The sequence below is a fragment of the Pedobacter sp. BG31 genome (assembly GCF_042464845.1).
Lineage (GTDB): Bacteria > Bacteroidota > Bacteroidia > Sphingobacteriales > Sphingobacteriaceae > Pedobacter > Pedobacter suwonensis.
In genome coordinates, this window is the sequence record NZ_JBHNZK010000003.1 from 389,594 (window position 1) to 406,691 (window position 17,098).

Here is a 17,098-nt window from a genome sequence, read left to right on the forward strand (position 1 = left end):
AATTAACGTTTATTTATTTGAATTAAAAAATTTTATTGATTTTTAATTCAAAAACATCGATTTCGAACAGTCTGGAGCACTTTTGTTTGCGAATTTCAGTTCGTTTAGCTGAGGTATTTCCTGGTTATTTTAAACAACAGGAACCTGCCATACCACTTAAAGGTGAACGCAGGTCCATCAGCAAAGAATTTTATCAGGTAGTATACATACAAAAGGCAGCAACCAAATCAACCGTTAAAGATTAAACATCAGAAACAATATGATCTTTCAATGCGGAAACCACCTGATTTAACACCAAATTGATTTTATTCAGTAAATAGTCAAGTCTTTGCGATTTACCATATTCCGGTGCAAAATTCTCTATTTCGATCAACTCGTCCTTTATGGATGATATACCCATGTCAGCTACAGAGGGTTTAATCCGATGTACAAGCTTTGAAATTTTCGAAAAATCATTGTGATCGTATGCATCATTTATCTCTTTTAACGTAAGCGGTATATGCCGGATGAAAAAACCGACCAGATTATTAATGAATTTGGTATTACCTCTCGCTATGCCCTCAATTTTTGATAAATTATAAAGTGGTGTATCAGTTACTTTACCAGGTTCTTTTTTAACTAAATGAAATTTACCCAGCCATTTCGAAGCAATTTCAAGGAGCTGTTCTTCTTCAAATGGTTTTGACAAGTAATCGTCCATGCCATTGTCTAAGCATTTTTGATTATCTCCTTTTAATGCGAAAGCCGTTAGTGCGATAATCGGTACATCTATTAGTTTTTCCCTAACCAATCTGGTTGCTTCCAGCCCATCCATTTCGGGCATTTGTACATCCATCAAAATCAGATCAAATTTATTCTTTTCAATTAAAAGAAGCGCTTCTCGTCCGTTAGCGGCCTCGGTAACAACAGCACCAAAATTACCCAGTATTGCTGATGCCAGAAGCCGGTTGGTTTCATTGTCATCGGTAATCAAAATCTGCTTACCATTCAGTAATGTTGTATCTACTTCAATATTGCCTTTCTCTATAAGGTCCTGTTCGTTACCTTTTGGTATCCTGAGGTTGAAGGATACCGTAGTTCCTTTGTTTTTTTCGCTGTTTACCTTAATTTCTCCACCCATCAGTTCAATGAGTTCTTTAGATATGCTCATGCCCAGTCCTGTTCCTCCGTATTTTCTGGTAATAGAGTTATCTTCCTGTGAAAATTTAGCGAACAGGTGGTTAACAAATGTCTGCTCCATTCCAACGCCACTGTCAATCACGCTTATCTCAATAAGCTGTTCCGATTCGTGATCCTGCAAAACGCTGCAGTAAATATCTACTTTTCCTTTAGGGGTAAACTTAATCGCATTGCTGACTAAATTGAGCATAATTTGCGAAAGGCGGTAAGGATCGCCAATTAATACCCTCGAAAGTCTTTGATCGTAAAATGAGTTGGTAAACGTAAGTCCCTTTTCTTCGGCGCGGTGCTGCATCACCTGCATAACATGGCTAATGACCTTTTTAGGTTCAAATCCAATTTTTTCAATACCCAGCTTGCCAGATTCTATTTTACTCAGGTCAAGAATATCATTGATAATCACAAGCAGATTATCTGCAGAGGAGCGGATTGTATTGAGAAAAAATTGCTGATGATGATCTAATTTTGTTTTACTAAGCTGATTGGCCATCCCGGAAATGGCATTCATTGGCGTTCGTATTTCATGGCTCATATTGGCCAGAAATGCTTCTTTTGATTTCGTTGATTCTTCGGCAGCCTCTTTAGCTTTGATAAGCTCATGCTCCAGCTTTTTCTGCTCAGTGATATCTAAGTGTATTCCGACAGAGCCGATATGTTCCCCTTTATCATTGAGCCTTGGCGCTCCGCTTATGAGCCACCATCTTAATTCGCCGGCTCTATTCCGAACTTTCACTTCATAGGCATCTGATATTCCATGTTTTCGGAGACTTGTTTTTGACGCTACGGTCTCCTTACTTTCGCCAAGGTCTATTATATCTGTGTCTTTCGCTCCGGCAAGTTCTTCCTGGTCAAAGCCGATCATTTTACAAAAGGTTTGATTTGCAAATTGAATATATCCGTCATTATCAACCTCCAGTAGGCCCAGGTTCATATTGGTAATGATGTTCCGGTACTTTTCTTCTTTGTTGATCAGGGCCTGCTCAGAAAGTTTACGTTCAGTGATGTCAGAATGGGTACCGATAATTCTCTCCGGCAACCCATCTGGTGTTCTGTTCACGATCATTCCCCGGTCAAGTACCCATATGTAGTTGCCATTTTTATGTAATATCCGGTACTCCCGCTGATGTGAATTTATTTCACCTGAAAAATAGGCTTCATCTGTCTCCAAAATTTTAGGAAGGTCATCGGGATGTATCCGGCTTAACCATTCATCAGGGTCATTGGCAAAATCTTCATCCCCATAGCCAAGCATGCTTTTGTATTTTTTAGAGAAAAAGGCTTTTTTGTTTTGGAAATTGTATTCCCAAACACCATCCCCGGCGCCTTCCAAAGCAAATTGCCATAGCTCCTTACTTGCCCTTAGCTCTTCTTCATTTTTCTTTCTGTCAGAAATATCCCTGATAAAGGCACAGAAAAAATTTGTGCTGCCCTGGCTTACGGGAATGATAGACAATTCAACTGAAAATTCCGCTCCGTTTTTATTCATCGCAGGCATTTCAATCATTTTATTTAAAATTGTACCGGCACTATTTTGATGGTATCTTTCCATACCCGCTTTATGTCCGGCTTTGTGGTAGGATGGAATAATGTTATCTGTTAAATGCTTTCCGATCACTTCAGCTTCCTTCCAGCCAAATATTTTCTCTGCCTGAGGATTCCAGAAAGTAATTAATCCCTCGCTATCGATGGTAATAATGGCATCCAAAGCCGAATTCATGATCAGGCGATTTTTTAATTCGCTCTGCTCAAGCGCTTCCATCGCTTTTTTCTTTTCGGTAATATCGGTATAATTCCAAAGGTGTCCCTTGTATACATCGTCGATAAAAATCGGAATGTACTCGCGTTTTAATATCCTTCCATCGGCTAGCGTTAGGTTTGTACTCTCGAAAGCTCTGTTTTTCAGTATTTGTCCAATACCGGCAACAAACTCATCAGGATTGTTAAAAAGGTGTTTTGATTGCTCTGCACTATCACTGCAGCTGGTACCGATAAGTGCATCTGGTGGATAGGGTATCTGAAACAGATCGCAAAAAAGCTGATTGGTAAAAACGATGTTTCTATGCTCATCTTCCAATAGAATCCCGCTGTGCGAGTTTTCCACCAAAGAAGTAAATACCTTTTCTGCACTTTTCCTTAACGTAACCTGTTTATTCAGGTATTCGGCAATGGCAAGAAAATCATCAGGATTTTCGCCCTGATAATTCCGACCCATTTCACCCAAAATGTTTTTCAAGGTTTCAATTGATTTCCTTTTTACCGATACTTCATGGCTCAGTTTTTTATTTACAGATATATACTCTTCTTCACTAATTGAAAAAGCCCTTTCAACCAATAATTTATCTCTTAGCAACGCGTCATAGGAATCGCTGATTACGCTCAAAAATTTTTTAATAGCCGGATTCTCCACCAGTTCGGCAGATAAATATTTGCTAATCTGCTTATTAAGTAACTTATGGTAATTCATAGAATGAAGTAATGGTCATCGTTTGATTGTGTAGCTGGCAGGTTCCACTATTATTAAACGGGGAAATCTCACCATACGAATAAAAACCCGCGATGGTAGTTTCTTTAGCAAACACTTCAGCAACTGCTTCAACTTCTTCCTCGGTTCTGGGGCCGAGTATTAATTTACGCCCAACGCAACTGATGAGCAAAGCAAAATCCGGCTTTTGATTTTGTTTAAGGCTATTTGTGGCTGCATGGCTCGAAGCTTCGATCAAATTATCGAAATTTGCTTTCATCAACCTTACCTTTGAGCCCTCGGGTATGTCTCCTGCAAAAGTCATCGTTTTTTTATCTTCATCAATCGATAAAATGGTACGTACAATTGGCTCTGAAAAACCTGGAATAGAAATAGCTAACGGAAATAATAATGCAGAGGCCGGGAGGTTATCCACATCAGGTCCCAAATATTTTTTATATAAATCCAGCGCACTTTCGCCATTAATTTCATACAATACATTTGCCTGCGATCGGGTTACCGTTCGCTCCAAACCGAACATGTCCCAACCACCCTGCGAGCCATGGGTAACCAGCAGCCTGTTCCCATAAAAACCAATGGCAATGATGTTTCCTTCACCTGGGTTTTGATTGAGTCCCACTAAAGTGGATTTAAAATTGGCATCATCACCAGCCAAACCACCGGTTACCAAAATGTTTCCCGCGGCAACGTTTAGTCCTTTAATCAGCTCACTTCCATTTACCATATTTCCATCGGCAAATGTTAGTATATAGCTTAATTCCTCTTTCGGCAATTTCTCAATTAACCCGATCGCCGCAGCGTAACTATTTTCATATTCGTTTATATTGGCCAGCGAAGTTTTTATCGTGGTTGAATCAAAAGCTAAAGCAATAGCAATAAGTGCATTATCGCATACCGTTTGCTGGTAAATTTCTCCTGCAGCACTGCATAACGCAATATCTGCATTTGTAAAAAGTGATTTTAACTGCAGGTATACATCAATGGTCTGCAATAAATGCTTACCACCAAAACACAATACCAATTGAAACTGATCAGCAGCTATGTTTTCTTCGCCGTTCTCAGCAATCCATTGGCCTGCCGTATAATTAAAGAGCTTGGCTTTCATGATTTATTTTTTACACATAACACCTAAACGAATGTATTGATAAAACACACAGACACTTGAATATCATTATTTTATAGAAAATTAAAAATAATACTTCATTTAATTGAACTTAATACGAAACACAGCACATATAAAAATCTTCGTCGTCTCTTATCGTTTTATCAACGGTACTTTTTCCGACATCCTACATTTCTGCGGCTTTAAGCGCATCATTATTGTATGTCTAAATACCTAAGTTCAAATGATAGGATAAATATGATCCGACCAGGATCATCCTATACAACGAAAATCAAATAGTTACCGGATATACTTTCCCTTATAAAACTTAGTTGCACTTAACCTAAATAAAGCTAATGAATTTTTTTCAAATGGATGCGATTCTATATACTGAAAGGAAATCCCGAAAAAGCATAGATTATTCTATCTATTACAACGGAGGAAAACATTTCTATCCGGTAGATTAAAATTTTGAAATGTCAGGTCCTGATACTTTTTTTTGAAATGATGAAAATTTCTGAGAGCCTGCCAGGGTAGGAGCGCTTTATTGGATATTTGAGGTTTGAATCGCACTGTAAAACAATAAGCTTGCTGTCTTTGAAATAAAATGAAAAAGGGAGCTATCCATTCCGGACAGCTCCCTTTTTTTGATCAATAGCTTTTTCTGGTGGTATTATACTTAAAAAGGATCTGAATAAAGCGTAGCATTAATTTTGGCATTCTTTGCTACCGAATAGCTATTGTATCCATAAGCAAGATTCCTGTTTGTTATATTATATACAATAAAATTAAAAGGAATATTGGATGGTACTTTTATTGATACAAAACCATTGGCATCGGTAACACCTTTAAGCGTTGACGAATTGATCACTTCAAAAACATTGCTGGAATTAAGGATGATTTCATTAACCGGATAAGCAACTACGCCTACATTCTTCAATACAGTTCTGTAATCTTTTGTGGATATGAGCGTGAGGTTTAAAAGGCCTGAAAATTCAGACACATTTATACTCTTTTTCTTGTCTACATCCGCAACAACCTGAACAAATTCGTCAGTACGGTACCTCACTTTATTGATCCTGGCAGTATCGCAGGTGACAAGATAATTGTTAGGCAGCAAATCAGGAAAATACGCTACGCCATCCTGATCTGTTCTTATTGATCCAACCAACGCACTTGGGTCGGGGTAGTTCGTATTTAAACCAAGTTTTGCATCATACAGCGAAACTTTAATACCAGCTAAACCTTTCCCTGCATCATCTACAAGTCTATAACTCAGTTTGCCAGAATTTACCCCATCAACCAATTTAACGTTGGTAATCTTTTTACAGGAGAGCGTCAAAATAAACAGCCCCAGCAGGACCATGATTTTAAATTTCATACTATTATAAAATAAGCAATCTTACAATCAACTATAGTTGATAGATATTCATTGAATAATTGACCGTAGCATCTTTTTGAACCGAAACGCTATTGTTATAATTGTATGATGCATTTGTAACCGTATTATAAAGGTATATTGCGTACTGCTTGTTTGAAGGAATTCTGAAAGTGATCAGCCCTGCATCGTTTGTCACTCCTGAAAAATCGGCAACTTTTAAATTGGCGGCAGTAGTTGCAGCGTAGTTGAATTTATTTGAAGGAATCATAATCACACCTATATTTTTTAATGGTTGATTATTGTTGTAAGATCTAACCGCAAGCGCAAATGTTCCTGAAAAATCTGTTACCTTGGTTTCTTTCGCTTTATCAGCACCAGTAATCACCTGAACATATTCCTGAACCATGTAGGCAACATTATTTACCTTTGCAGAATCAGCAACAAGTAAGTAATTGCTTGGATTGAGGTTGCCAAAATCTACCAGACCATTAGGATCTGTTAAACGGGTTTCCAACAGAATGTTGTAATTAGCGTAATAGGTGTCGGTACGGTCAAATAAAGATACTTTTACATTTGCCAATCCTTTACCGGCATCGTCGGTTAGTTTGTAAGTAAGCTTTCCGCTGGTAGAAAGTTTAACATCAACATTGGTCGTTTTTTTGCAGGAGATAAATACCGCTACAAGAAGAATGAAGAGGGTTAATTTTGATTTCATATACATATTTATTTTATTTTGGCCGCAAATATAGAATAATGACTGTGTACTTATGGGATAATTTTTAACCAACTTTAAGACAAAAAAATAGTAATCTGATAATCAGGATCGTTAGAATTTCATGAGAAAAAATGAAGTATTTTTGGCATTGATCCGTCTTCATTATCAAAACCCGCTTTGGCGCAGGAATAAGCGATAGAGCAGAAATCGCCCCCCAAACAAGATCACATCAAAACAATGGCTAGAAAACAGTTAAATAGCGGAAATGCACCAGGCGTTGAATTATCAAAAGCCAAAATAAACAGAAAAAGTTTGGGCAATGTTGCCCGTTTGCTCACTTATCTGAAACCCTATCGCGGCAAATTCATTGCTGCGCTGTTTTTTCTCTTTTTATCAAGTTTGGTTGGGCTGGCCTTTCCATCTTTTATCGGTGCATTGATTGATACCGCACAGGGTAAACACGCCAATGGTTATTTGCCGGATACCATACCGGGAATCTTAATGTTAGCCTTTGTTGTATTGGCCGTGCAGGCAGTGGTATCTTATTTTAGAATTTTATGGTTTGTCAATGTAGCAGAACGCTCCCTTGCCGATATCAGGCGCGATACCTATTTCAAATTGATCACCTTGCCGATGAACTTCTTTTCCAACCGCAGGGTTGGGGAGCTCAACAGCAGGATCTCTGCAGACCTGTCGCAGGTTCAGGATACCTTAACCACCACCATTGCTGAGATGTTACGGCAGTTTGTATTGTTTGCAGGTGGCATTGTTTTGATGGCCGTCATTTCGAAAAAACTGGTTTTTACGCTGCTTTTGATTTTACCCCTTATGATTGTGTTTGCAGTGTTGTTCGGGCGGTTTATCAAGAAAATTTCGCGCCAGGCCCAGGATAAAATGGCCGAATCAAACAGCATTGTTGAAGAAACCCTGTCGGGCATATCAAATGTAAAGGCGTTTGTAAATGAAGCCTTTGAAGCCGCACGGTACAGGAATACCATCAGAGAGGTAGCCGATATTGCCATTAAGGGGGCCAAATTCAGGGGCATGTTTGTTTCCTTTATCGTGCTTTGTGTTTTTGGAAGTGTACTGGGGGTGATCGGTTATGGCTGTATCCTGGTCAGTCACCAGGAAATTACCTTCGGCGAACTTTTAAAATTTTCACTTTATGCGATGTTCCTTGGCAGTTCCCTGGGTAGTTTTCCTGAACTTTTTGCCAACCTGCAAAAGGCGGTAGGTGCCAGCGAACGGGTGCTGGAGATATTGGGCGAACAGGGAGAAGCAGTATCGATAGTTGAAAAGGATAACGTGGCAAAACAAAAAATAACCGGGAATCTTGCTTTTAAACACATCAGTTTTGCCTATCCCTCAAGGCCGGAAGTAACGGTGTTAAACAAAGTATCTTTCGAAGCGAAAGCCGGACAAAAAATAGCAATAGTAGGTCCAAGTGGTTCGGGTAAATCGACTACCGCAGGATTGATCCTACAATTTTACCATCCTCAAAGTGGCGAAATCCTGTTTGATGGCAAACCAGCCGCTGCCTATTCACTTACGGATATACGGAATCAGATCGCGATTGTGCCACAGGATGTGATGTTATTTGGCGGAACGATATTGGAAAACATCGCCTATGGCAAGCTAAAGGCCACAAAAACAGAAATAATACAGGCGGCTAAAAGGGCAAATGCGCATGATTTTATCAGTGCATTTCCAGAGGGCTACGAAACCGTTGTTGGAGAACGTGGCGTAAAACTTTCGGGCGGGCAACGTCAGCGCATTGCCATTGCCAGGGCACTGTTAAAAAATCCGTCTATATTGATTCTGGACGAAGCCACTTCTTCCCTCGACTCCGAATCAGAACGCCTGGTGCAGGAAGCACTTGAAGAATTAATGAGCGGACGGATGTCTATCATCATCGCTCACCGGTTATCTACCATTCGTGAAGCGGACAGGATACTGGTGCTTGAAAAGGGGCAGATTGTTGAATCGGGCACCCACCAGGAACTCATGAAGACTGAACAAGGACTATATAAGTACCTGAGTGGCTTACAGCTCGAGACGCAACAATCATGAAACAGAATATAAAAAAGGAGGCATTGAGCCAGGTTCCAGGTTAATTTACAGTTGCGGGTGATGGCCTGAGCCATACCTCATTGGCTGATTAAAACCTTAAAATCCTTCCTGATGCTTTAAGAAGAGCGTTCAGGTTACATTGATTTAGCCCATAAAGATATGGATAGGGAAGGGGTAACCGGAAACAAAACAGCTTCAGTTTTTACCCGTTTAATTTTAGTACTGTTGCCAATGGCCAGATGAATAAAATTAAGTTGATCTACTTCATGAGGCCAATTACAAACGCCGTACAACGATCAATCTGTAGCTGCTTCCCAACGCCTGGTACAAACCCTAATAACTTGCGTTTATATTGCCCTTGCCGAAATTTTACAAGCTTTTTTTGTCCGTTTCGTCATAATTTAAGTATATTGTAATCACCCAAAAAGATGAGTACCCAAATCATCCATCTGAAAAAAAATACTTCCAAAAAATATTCAAAAGTCCACCTTTACCCCACGTTTGAGCCACCTTCCGGCCAGGCTTGCGTGACACCTGCTTGCACACTGCGAGGCATCTGCTTTGGTGAAGTTGTAGCCTTGATATAGATCAGGATGATCAAACATTTACCTCGCTTCGGATGGGAAGGTTTACAATGGGTAAATAAAAGGTAAAGAGCAATTCGGCCTGGAGTATTGTTGGTGTATAGCTGTGTCAAAGCAGGGCAGGGGCCATAACCGGTTGTTTGAGCTTTTAGCATCATGAAATAAATCCTTTTGAAATAAAAATGCTCCAATGAGCAGGGAAGGATTTATGTGATCCAGCTGGGATAATAACTTAATAATCCAAGCGGTACTAAATGAGCAAGTTATAAATAATAGCTAATCGTCATTTTGGTTCGTGCATCGTATTCGAAGATAGATTTAAAGAACAATCTTAGATAAATTTCATTCTTGTAATAATCCAAATTTTAATATTTATACTTTGTCATATAAACATTCATTTGCAACGTAGATGGACTTTAGGTACTTTTCGATATGAATAAACTTGTTTTTATCTACGTCGAAAATTTTCTGAATTTTGCCCCAATATCCTCAAACCTGTCGAACGAATTCTTTTGTCAAATTATTGGGAAAACTTTAACTATTCATAAAAGAGACAACTTTTTAAGGATTTGCTGGGTGACTGTGTAGTGGACATTAATGTCATTGCAGGCGAAAATGGTGTTGGAAAAACGCAGCTTTTATAAATGCTGGCTGAGTTGACATGTGGGGCGACAACGTTAGATTACATTTCTGTTTATGAATATGTTATAGTATATTTTAGATCCTTTAATAACCATTTGACGATTAGCGTTCAGGCAGCTGATCAGCGCCTGATCCGTCTGTTGAAGGAAATGTCCAAACCTGAATACAACCCATCTAATAAATATATTGCGAAGGAACTTGTGCACTTTATTTCTTTTGACTGGCGGAATGTCAGCAGTGGCGAAAAATCATTTTTTGATCTATTTGCGCGCTTATTCGACGTAAAGAAAAGATTGAATAACTGTGATGATACTTTTAGACGAGGCAACACCGTAGAATTCATCCTGAATGGTACGATGGAACCGCTCAAAAATGCCGTTGGTCTGCGGGCTTTTAGGCTTTGTTTTGATATGTTCGAAGTCTTCAATGGCCAGGTATAACTGGAACTCGTGCTGTTCCCTTGATCGGCAATATTCAATTCCCCTATCGGTAAGTATCCACAGCAAACGCAGGTCGTACTGCTCATAAAACGGCACCACTTAATCATTAAGCATCTCTGCTGCTTAGGTCAAAATTTTCCAATCTCCATTTTTCTATATGCCGATGTCTTCTATTATGTCTTCGAATTTTTTGCTGTTTCAAAATGTTGACTTTTAAAATGTTCTATATATTCAATACACATGTTACCGTACCGCGATCTGATGACAGGTATCACAATACCTCGCGTATGTTCCAGGCGAATTATTAAATGCTCCTGTAACGCCTGTCGATTTTGGAAAATTTTAAAACCTTGTAGTATTTAAGATATGTAATGATTTTGCGCTTCTTATATTATTTATTTGCTGTATGTTAAAATCGCATCCGATCATATCAGCTTTATTTTCTGCCTCCTTTATTATTGCCTTAAAAGCATTTTTTGCCTGATTTTTTCGCTCTCTAGTTTTTCCTTTAGCTTATCGGCCTCGATTTTCTGGATATCTGTACCCTCCCTCAATAGGTGCTGAAGGCGCAGAATTGTTGCCGGATCATCTTTACCCAGTTTGACGGCCTTGCGCTGGCTTTTAATGGCCTCCCCTTTATCGTTACCAAGCTCCTGGGCCATGGACTTGTACTGCCAAAGCTGTTCCCTGCCGATAAGGTTTAAGTTCTTTAGCTTGTCTTCGGCCAGCAGTCTGGCCTCATTATACATGCCCAGCGTAAAGAGTTTGTCCATCGTACGGAATATCTGTGAGCGGCCAAGTGTTTGCATCTGGGCAAGGGCAATGCTGTCGATATCTCTGAACATTTTGAGGGTTAATGCAGTTCCGGTTGAGCGGTTGGTATTTTGGTGGATCGGCAATGATGTAGATGCAAGAAAACCCTCCCTTACAGCATCCATGCGGTTGGCGAGGGTCGGATAGGTACTATTGGCTTCCTGTTGGTCATTACGCGGACTGTAGGTTGAGGCATCCAGGCTGCGGATGCCTTCCAGGGCATTTTCAATTGTCGCCCCTGGGAAGCGGCTGATTACAAAGCCCGTAAAGAAATCTGCACGTTTTTCTCTTTTCCGGCGGTCCTCATTATTGGGACTTGGGTTTCCGGGAAGGGTATGGCCAAGAATATGGTGGCCGATCTCGTGGGCAATGATGCAGCGCACGGCCCATTTTACTTTTTCATCGCTTCCCTTAATTTTGTCAAGGAAGTCCGGGTTATAGTAGATGATCTGGTTGGAGTAACGGTCCAGGGTGCTGGCCGCATTACAGGTCGCAGTGCAGGCTAAAAATGAGTAGCTCAAAGTAAATGTGTTCGCCTGGTCGCCTTTTAACCTGGATATAATACCGTCAAACTCAACGAACGGGTTAACCCTGGTGGCGATCATTGGTTTGGCGAGGCTCTGAAGGGGAGCCGGGCAGTTTTTCTGCAGATCAATGAAAGTGGTACTACAGTTGAATGAACAGACCATCGGCGTACCCGGCGCGGTTTGAAACAGGCTTTGGGCAAAGGGTTTCATGGGCATCCATGAGAAGAAGACCAATGCCAGGATCATGAAGGCTTTCATTTGGCGGTCAGATTATAGGTGAAGGCGGCAAAGAAACCGAAGCGGCTGAATGACGCGGTGGGTATAGCGACAGGAGCTGTTGCTTTTTCGACCGTCTGGCCGACATGATATTCATCACTGATAAGGTTGGCCTTTGTGAGTGTGGCACCGGCACTGAGGATGAAGCGTTTGGAAGTGCCAAGGATCAGTGAGCCACCAAGATGATAATTGATTTTTTCCAGGTCCTTAGTACTTAAACCGAAGGTGCCTGCAAGTTTTACGTCATGGCCAGTACGGCCATAAACATGCATTAATGCCCCTACAGATGGAAATATGCTGTTTTTGTTTTCATTTTTCACTACCTGCAGCTGGGTAGTGCTGCCTTCAAGAGGTTCATAACGGTAAGTCTGGTCCTTAAAGTCGTTGCCACCAAAGTTGGTGAATAGCCCGGTTGAAAAGTCAATTTTGATGCCGCCCTTTGCCTTTATATTAACCGCATAACTTTTTGCGGTGATGCTGCAGGAGACTGCGTCCTTTGGTTTGATATTTACCGCGATAACGGTCAGGTCATTTTCGATGGGCTGGGCATCGACTATATAGGTCCAGTTTCCTGGGGTGAAATAATCATAGACATTCAGTACATCCTTTTGGCCGGATGCGGCGAAAGTTTCCATGTTGCTGTTTAGTTTAACGATATCCACCTTAGCGTAACGCTCCATTTTATCAAGCAATAAGTTTTGCAGGGCGCTGCCATCGCGTTCAGCTTTTAGTTTTTTGAGGATGCTGAGGGAGGCGGCGTCTTTTGGTTTTTCCTTTTCGATGGCAACAATGAGTGCTTTGATGGTGGCATTGATTTTGGTTACATCCTTGCTCAGCTGTTCGCGTTTGCTCGGGGCGAAAACGATATTGATCTGTTCGTAGCGTTTTCTTACCTCTTCCTCGATGGTGCGGTCGAAATACCGGACCAGAATAGGGCGTATCGCATAATAGTCTGCAGAGGCAAGGCTGGCCCTGTCCCGCTGTTCCATTGTGGAAGACCTGAAGCTGGCCCGTGTCAGATTGACCACTTCGCTCCGGATTTGGTCGAACTTCGACTCACAGTTATTTTGTAAAGCAACGAGGTTATTTTGATAAGTTAATATGGAACGGATCTCGCGGTAAGCGTCACCAAATCCGGTCAACAGCTCGTCATTGCTAAAGATGGTATTTGCCGTATTGCTGTAGAGGCTGTTAAGTGCGGTAAGCTTTTCGCGGAGGGCAGGGGAAAGCTTTGCATCGCCCAATTCGTCGATGGTCACCAGGTTGGTATTTCCGTTGGCAAGGGCTGTGCCGTCCGCTGTTTTTCCAGGCAGTTCCGCTTTGGAGAAAACCTCGAAAAGCGCAGGTGGTGTTTCGTGATAGCTGGTATTGGTAACCATGTTATCGATACTGTAAAGTTTTTTATTGATGTTGATGATCCTGATGCCGTAACGAGATCCGGTTTTGACCTTGATGGTGGAAATGACGCTGGCATCGTTCTGGAAGTCGATTTCCTTATAATCGACCGTCTGGGCAACTGCTGTTGCCACCACTAGGCACAATGTGCCTGTTAGGATGGTATTTTTCATGAGTGTAATCTGGATGTTGTTTGGTGAGTTAAATTTATTCCTAATAGTTGTGTATTGCAATACCTACTAACGGGTATTTCGCTTGAATCTATTTGTCAGGACAAATAATAGACGGTCGTGTGGCGTCGTCCGATTCCGTTATTTACGTAACCGGAACAACCGATGTAATTTTATAGGTATCAATTGCCAATAGCTTCAATGGTTTTGACAAAAATTCTGTAAGAACGGTAGCCCATATCAAAACACCCTCAAGCACACACTTGCAGACGCCTAGAAAAGGCCCTGTAACGAAAGTATATGCTGTTATAAAGGATTACCACCTTTTATTTATGCACAATAAGAAACTTTTAAGGCAAGGGTAATATTCCAGTTTGAGATTGAATTGTTAGGATATCATGACGAAAACTTACTTCGAAAAATATTTCGAACCGGAGATGTCGGATTTATATAAATTCTGGTATGGATTGTACAATATTTGTTTGGAGTAATGCCCTAACTTTGATTTACTAAAAAAATATAAAATGAGTATAAAAGATAAACGAGAAGGTGGATCAGATTGATTTTCGTACCTATTTAATCATTCATAACCTAACTATCAACTTTTTGAATATGCGCTTAATTTCTTTCAAAGATCAGCCTAAAACGGCTAGTAAAGAATGGGCTCATGCTTGTCTAAATTTCTTCAAAATCTGCATTATCCCTGATTAACTGAAATAAACAAGCAAAAGATTTTATAGTTAATTCCTTAAAAAATTATGGTCCGTATTTTTCTGTTGCTTTTCAGCTTTATGCTAAGCTATGAGTCTTTTGCTCAACAAATTCTCTATCTTTCTCCGAATGGGAGCGATAAAAATCAAGGTGGTTTCAACTCACCCTTAAAAACCATCGGTTTTGCAAAAACCCGCGCCCGGAAAATAAATGGCCCGGTAGAGATTCGCCTGCGGAAAGGTACCTATTATCTTTCTCAACCTGTCGTTTTCGATTCTTCAGATTCTAGGAGCGCAACCAATCGTATCGTTTTTAAAGCAATGCCCAATGAACATGTCGTGGTTAGCAGTGCTGCAGTACTAAACTTAAACTGGAAACCATATAAAAATGGTATCATGCAAGCCAAGGTTACCGGAGATTTTATTTTCGATCAGTTGTTTGTCAATGGGAAACCACAGCGAATGGCCCGTTACCCCAATTATCGTTCATCTGAACGCATTTTAGGCGGCACTGCTCCGGACGCGGCAAGTGCCGAACGGGCAAAACGCTGGTCTAATCCCAGTGGGGGATATTTACATGCGCTGCATCTTAGCGAATGGGGTGGATTTAGTTATCTGATAAAAGGAAAAAACGAAATTGGTGAACCCGTTTTAGAAGGGGGATGGCAAAATAACCGAAAGATGGGTATGCACCCGACATACAGGTTTGTTGAAAATATATTTGAAGAACTTGACACCTGTAACGAATGGTATTACAACAAGTTGAGTAAAACGTTATACTATTATCCGCCAAAGGGATTAAATCTAAATGCAGCCAGAATAGAAACTCCTCAACTAAAACACATATTTGAATTTAGGGGGACAAAAAAACAGCCGATATCAAATATCAGTATACAGGATATTGAAATTACTCACACGTTGAGAACCTTTATGGAGAATAAAGAGCCATTGTTGAGAAGTGACTGGACTACGTACCGCGGTGGTGCAGTCGTTTTTGAGGGGGCAACTAATTGTAGTGTTAAAAATTGTTTTTTCAATACAGTTGGTGGCAATGCTGTTTACTTTAGCTATTATAATAGGGGAAATGAAGTGATTGGTTGTCATATACTTAAAGCAGGCGGCAGTGGAGTAAGCTTTGTTGGTGATCCGAAAGCTGTACGTTCGCCAAGTTTTGAATATAATGAGTTTATAAACTTTAAAGATATAGACCGCGAACCTGGCCCCAAAACTGATAACTACCCTGCAAAATGCAAAGTATATGATAACTTAATAGAACAGGTTGGCCAGACTGAGATTCAAAGCGCAGGGGTACAGATTTCGATGTCTATGGATATTTGTATTAGCCATAACACCATATGTAATTTACCAAGGGCTGGGATAAATATTAGCGAAGGAACCTGGGGAGGACATATCATTGAATACAATGATGTTTTTAATACTGTAAACGAAAGTGGAGACCATGGCTCTTTTAATTCCTGGGGGCGTGATAGATATTGGCATCCTGATAAAGCCACTTTGGATACAATTGTTGAAAAACATCCCGAAATAGTGCTCTTGGATGTAATACGTCCTATTATATTAAGAAATAACCGTTTCCGTTGCGATCATGGTTGGGATATAGACCTGGATGATGGATCGAGTAGATATGAAATATACAATAACCTTTTGCTTAACGGTGGATTAAAGTTTCGGGAAGGATATAACCGTAAAGCTGAAAATAATATAATTATAAATAATACTTTTCATCCACATGTATGGTTTAACAATAGTGGGGACATTTTCCGGCGCAATATAATCTTTCGCAATTACGCAGCAATTGGCATGCCCGGCAACGGACATTGGGGTAAGGAGATTGACTTTAATGTTTTTACCGATAAAGGCGAACTTTCAAAAGCACAAGTAAGTGGCCGCGACAAACACAGCGTTTACGCACCACCGGCGTTTGTTGATCCGGTTAATGGTAATTATAGATTAAAGGAAGGGTCTGAAGCCTTCAAAGTAGGCTTCAAGAATTTCGATATGGAACATTTTGGTGTGGAATCACCAAAATTAAAGTCAATTGCCCCAAAAGTTTTATTTCCCACAATTTTATTTGGTAATCTCAATGAAGGCGATAGCAGAATAAATTATCTGGGCTTAGAACTTAAAGATCTGAATAGTTTAGGCGAACGGTCTGCTACAGGTATGGCAAAGGAGACAGGTATTTTAGTTTTAAAGGTAGATGAAAATAGTCCGTTAAAAAAATATGTAAAAGTAAACGATGTCTTGCTGGCAGTTAATGAGATAAGTACAGCCCGAGTGGCAGATTTGCAGGCAAATGTCTTGCCTGCGAACTTTAAGGGGAGCATTCATTTGGCTCTTTTCCGCAATCAGCGGGAAATAAGCATAACGGCTGTTATTGAATAATTTTCTAAAACATACAGGTTGAAGATTCGCAGGATTGATATATTGATGGCAATACATTAACTAATGATGAAACCGGTTTTGTAAAGCGATCGAAGATTTAAGGTAGAGAACTGCCGATATGGTATTTAAAATATTACAACCATGGAGCGTTTAAAGAAAAATGGATTTATTACCACCAGCTTTTGTTTTCAATTTTTATATATAAG

General features: G+C 40.3%; 8 protein-coding genes and 1 pseudogene. 2 read left to right on the forward strand and 7 right to left on the reverse strand.

The window, feature by feature from the left end:
* Positions 1-241: 241 nt before the first annotated feature.
* The 4 genes from ACFE6N_RS06690 to ACFE6N_RS06705 form a co-directional block, all read right to left on the reverse strand.
* On the reverse strand, positions 242-3,643 hold the full coding sequence (locus ACFE6N_RS06690) for a PAS domain S-box protein (RefSeq protein WP_378934995.1): 3,402 nt from the start codon (positions 3,641-3,643) through the stop codon (positions 242-244).
* On the reverse strand, positions 3,630-4,766 hold the full coding sequence (locus ACFE6N_RS06695; protein WP_378934997.1) for an FIST signal transduction protein: 1,137 nt from the start codon (positions 4,764-4,766) through the stop codon (positions 3,630-3,632). Before ACFE6N_RS06695 ends, ACFE6N_RS06690 begins: the two co-directional genes overlap by 14 nt.
* Before the next feature lie 676 nt (positions 4,767-5,442).
* Positions 5,443-6,144, reverse strand: coding sequence for a carboxypeptidase-like regulatory domain-containing protein (locus ACFE6N_RS06700; protein ID WP_378934999.1), 702 nt, complete (start codon positions 6,142-6,144; stop codon positions 5,443-5,445).
* 31 nt (positions 6,145-6,175) lie between these two features.
* Positions 6,176-6,859, reverse strand: a complete 684-nt coding sequence (locus ACFE6N_RS06705) for a hypothetical protein (RefSeq protein ID WP_378935001.1) — start codon at positions 6,857-6,859, stop codon at positions 6,176-6,178.
* Between the two features lie 237 nt (positions 6,860-7,096).
* Between ACFE6N_RS06705 and ACFE6N_RS06710 the strand changes: the two genes are divergently transcribed.
* Complete coding sequence (locus ACFE6N_RS06710; RefSeq protein ID WP_378935003.1) at positions 7,097-8,929, forward strand: ABC transporter ATP-binding protein; 1,833 nt, start codon at positions 7,097-7,099, stop codon at positions 8,927-8,929.
* Positions 8,930-10,463: 1,534 nt separating this feature from the next.
* On the opposite strand, the pseudogene ACFE6N_RS06715 reads toward ACFE6N_RS06710, so the two are convergent.
* The 3 genes and pseudogenes from ACFE6N_RS06715 to ACFE6N_RS06725 all read right to left on the reverse strand — a co-directional run.
* Positions 10,464-10,718, reverse strand: a pseudogene (locus tag ACFE6N_RS06715) (IS481 family transposase); the annotation flags it as partial.
* A 332-nt stretch (positions 10,719-11,050) separates the two neighbouring features.
* The gene (locus ACFE6N_RS06720; protein WP_378935005.1) at positions 11,051-12,193 is read right to left on the reverse strand and encodes a hypothetical protein; all 1,143 of its coding nucleotides are present in this window, start codon (positions 12,191-12,193) and stop codon (positions 11,051-11,053) included.
* Positions 12,190-13,779, reverse strand: coding sequence for a hypothetical protein (locus ACFE6N_RS06725; protein ID WP_378935007.1), 1,590 nt, complete (start codon positions 13,777-13,779; stop codon positions 12,190-12,192). Before ACFE6N_RS06725 ends, ACFE6N_RS06720 begins: the two co-directional genes overlap by 4 nt.
* 755 nt (positions 13,780-14,534) lie before the next feature.
* On the opposite strand from ACFE6N_RS06725, the gene ACFE6N_RS06730 reads away from it, so the two are divergent.
* Positions 14,535-16,892, forward strand: a complete 2,358-nt coding sequence (locus ACFE6N_RS06730) for a peptide-binding protein (RefSeq protein ID WP_378935009.1) — start codon at positions 14,535-14,537, stop codon at positions 16,890-16,892.
* Positions 16,893-17,098: the final 206 nt, after the last annotated feature.

What these genes read in the sequence shown, in the direction of transcription:
- ACFE6N_RS06710 (WP_378935003.1), top strand. Translation starts at nt 7,097, where the DNA reads ATGGCTAGAAAACAGTTAAATAGCGGAAATGCACCAGGCGTTGAATTA.
- ACFE6N_RS06720 (WP_378935005.1), bottom strand. Translation starts at nt 12,193, where the DNA reads ATGAAAGCCTTCATGATCCTGGCATTGGTCTTCTTCTCATGGATGCCC.
- ACFE6N_RS06695 (WP_378934997.1), bottom strand. Translation starts at nt 4,766, where the DNA reads ATGAAAGCCAAGCTCTTTAATTATACGGCAGGCCAATGGATTGCTGAG.
- ACFE6N_RS06730 (WP_378935009.1), top strand. Translation starts at nt 14,535, where the DNA reads ATGGTCCGTATTTTTCTGTTGCTTTTCAGCTTTATGCTAAGCTATGAG.
- ACFE6N_RS06725 (WP_378935007.1), bottom strand. Translation starts at nt 13,779, where the DNA reads ATGAAAAATACCATCCTAACAGGCACATTGTGCCTAGTGGTGGCAACA.
- ACFE6N_RS06700 (WP_378934999.1), bottom strand. Translation starts at nt 6,144, where the DNA reads ATGAAATTTAAAATCATGGTCCTGCTGGGGCTGTTTATTTTGACGCTC.
- ACFE6N_RS06705 (WP_378935001.1), bottom strand. Translation starts at nt 6,859, where the DNA reads ATGAAATCAAAATTAACCCTCTTCATTCTTCTTGTAGCGGTATTTATC.
- ACFE6N_RS06690 (WP_378934995.1), bottom strand. Translation starts at nt 3,643, where the DNA reads ATGAATTACCATAAGTTACTTAATAAGCAGATTAGCAAATATTTATCT.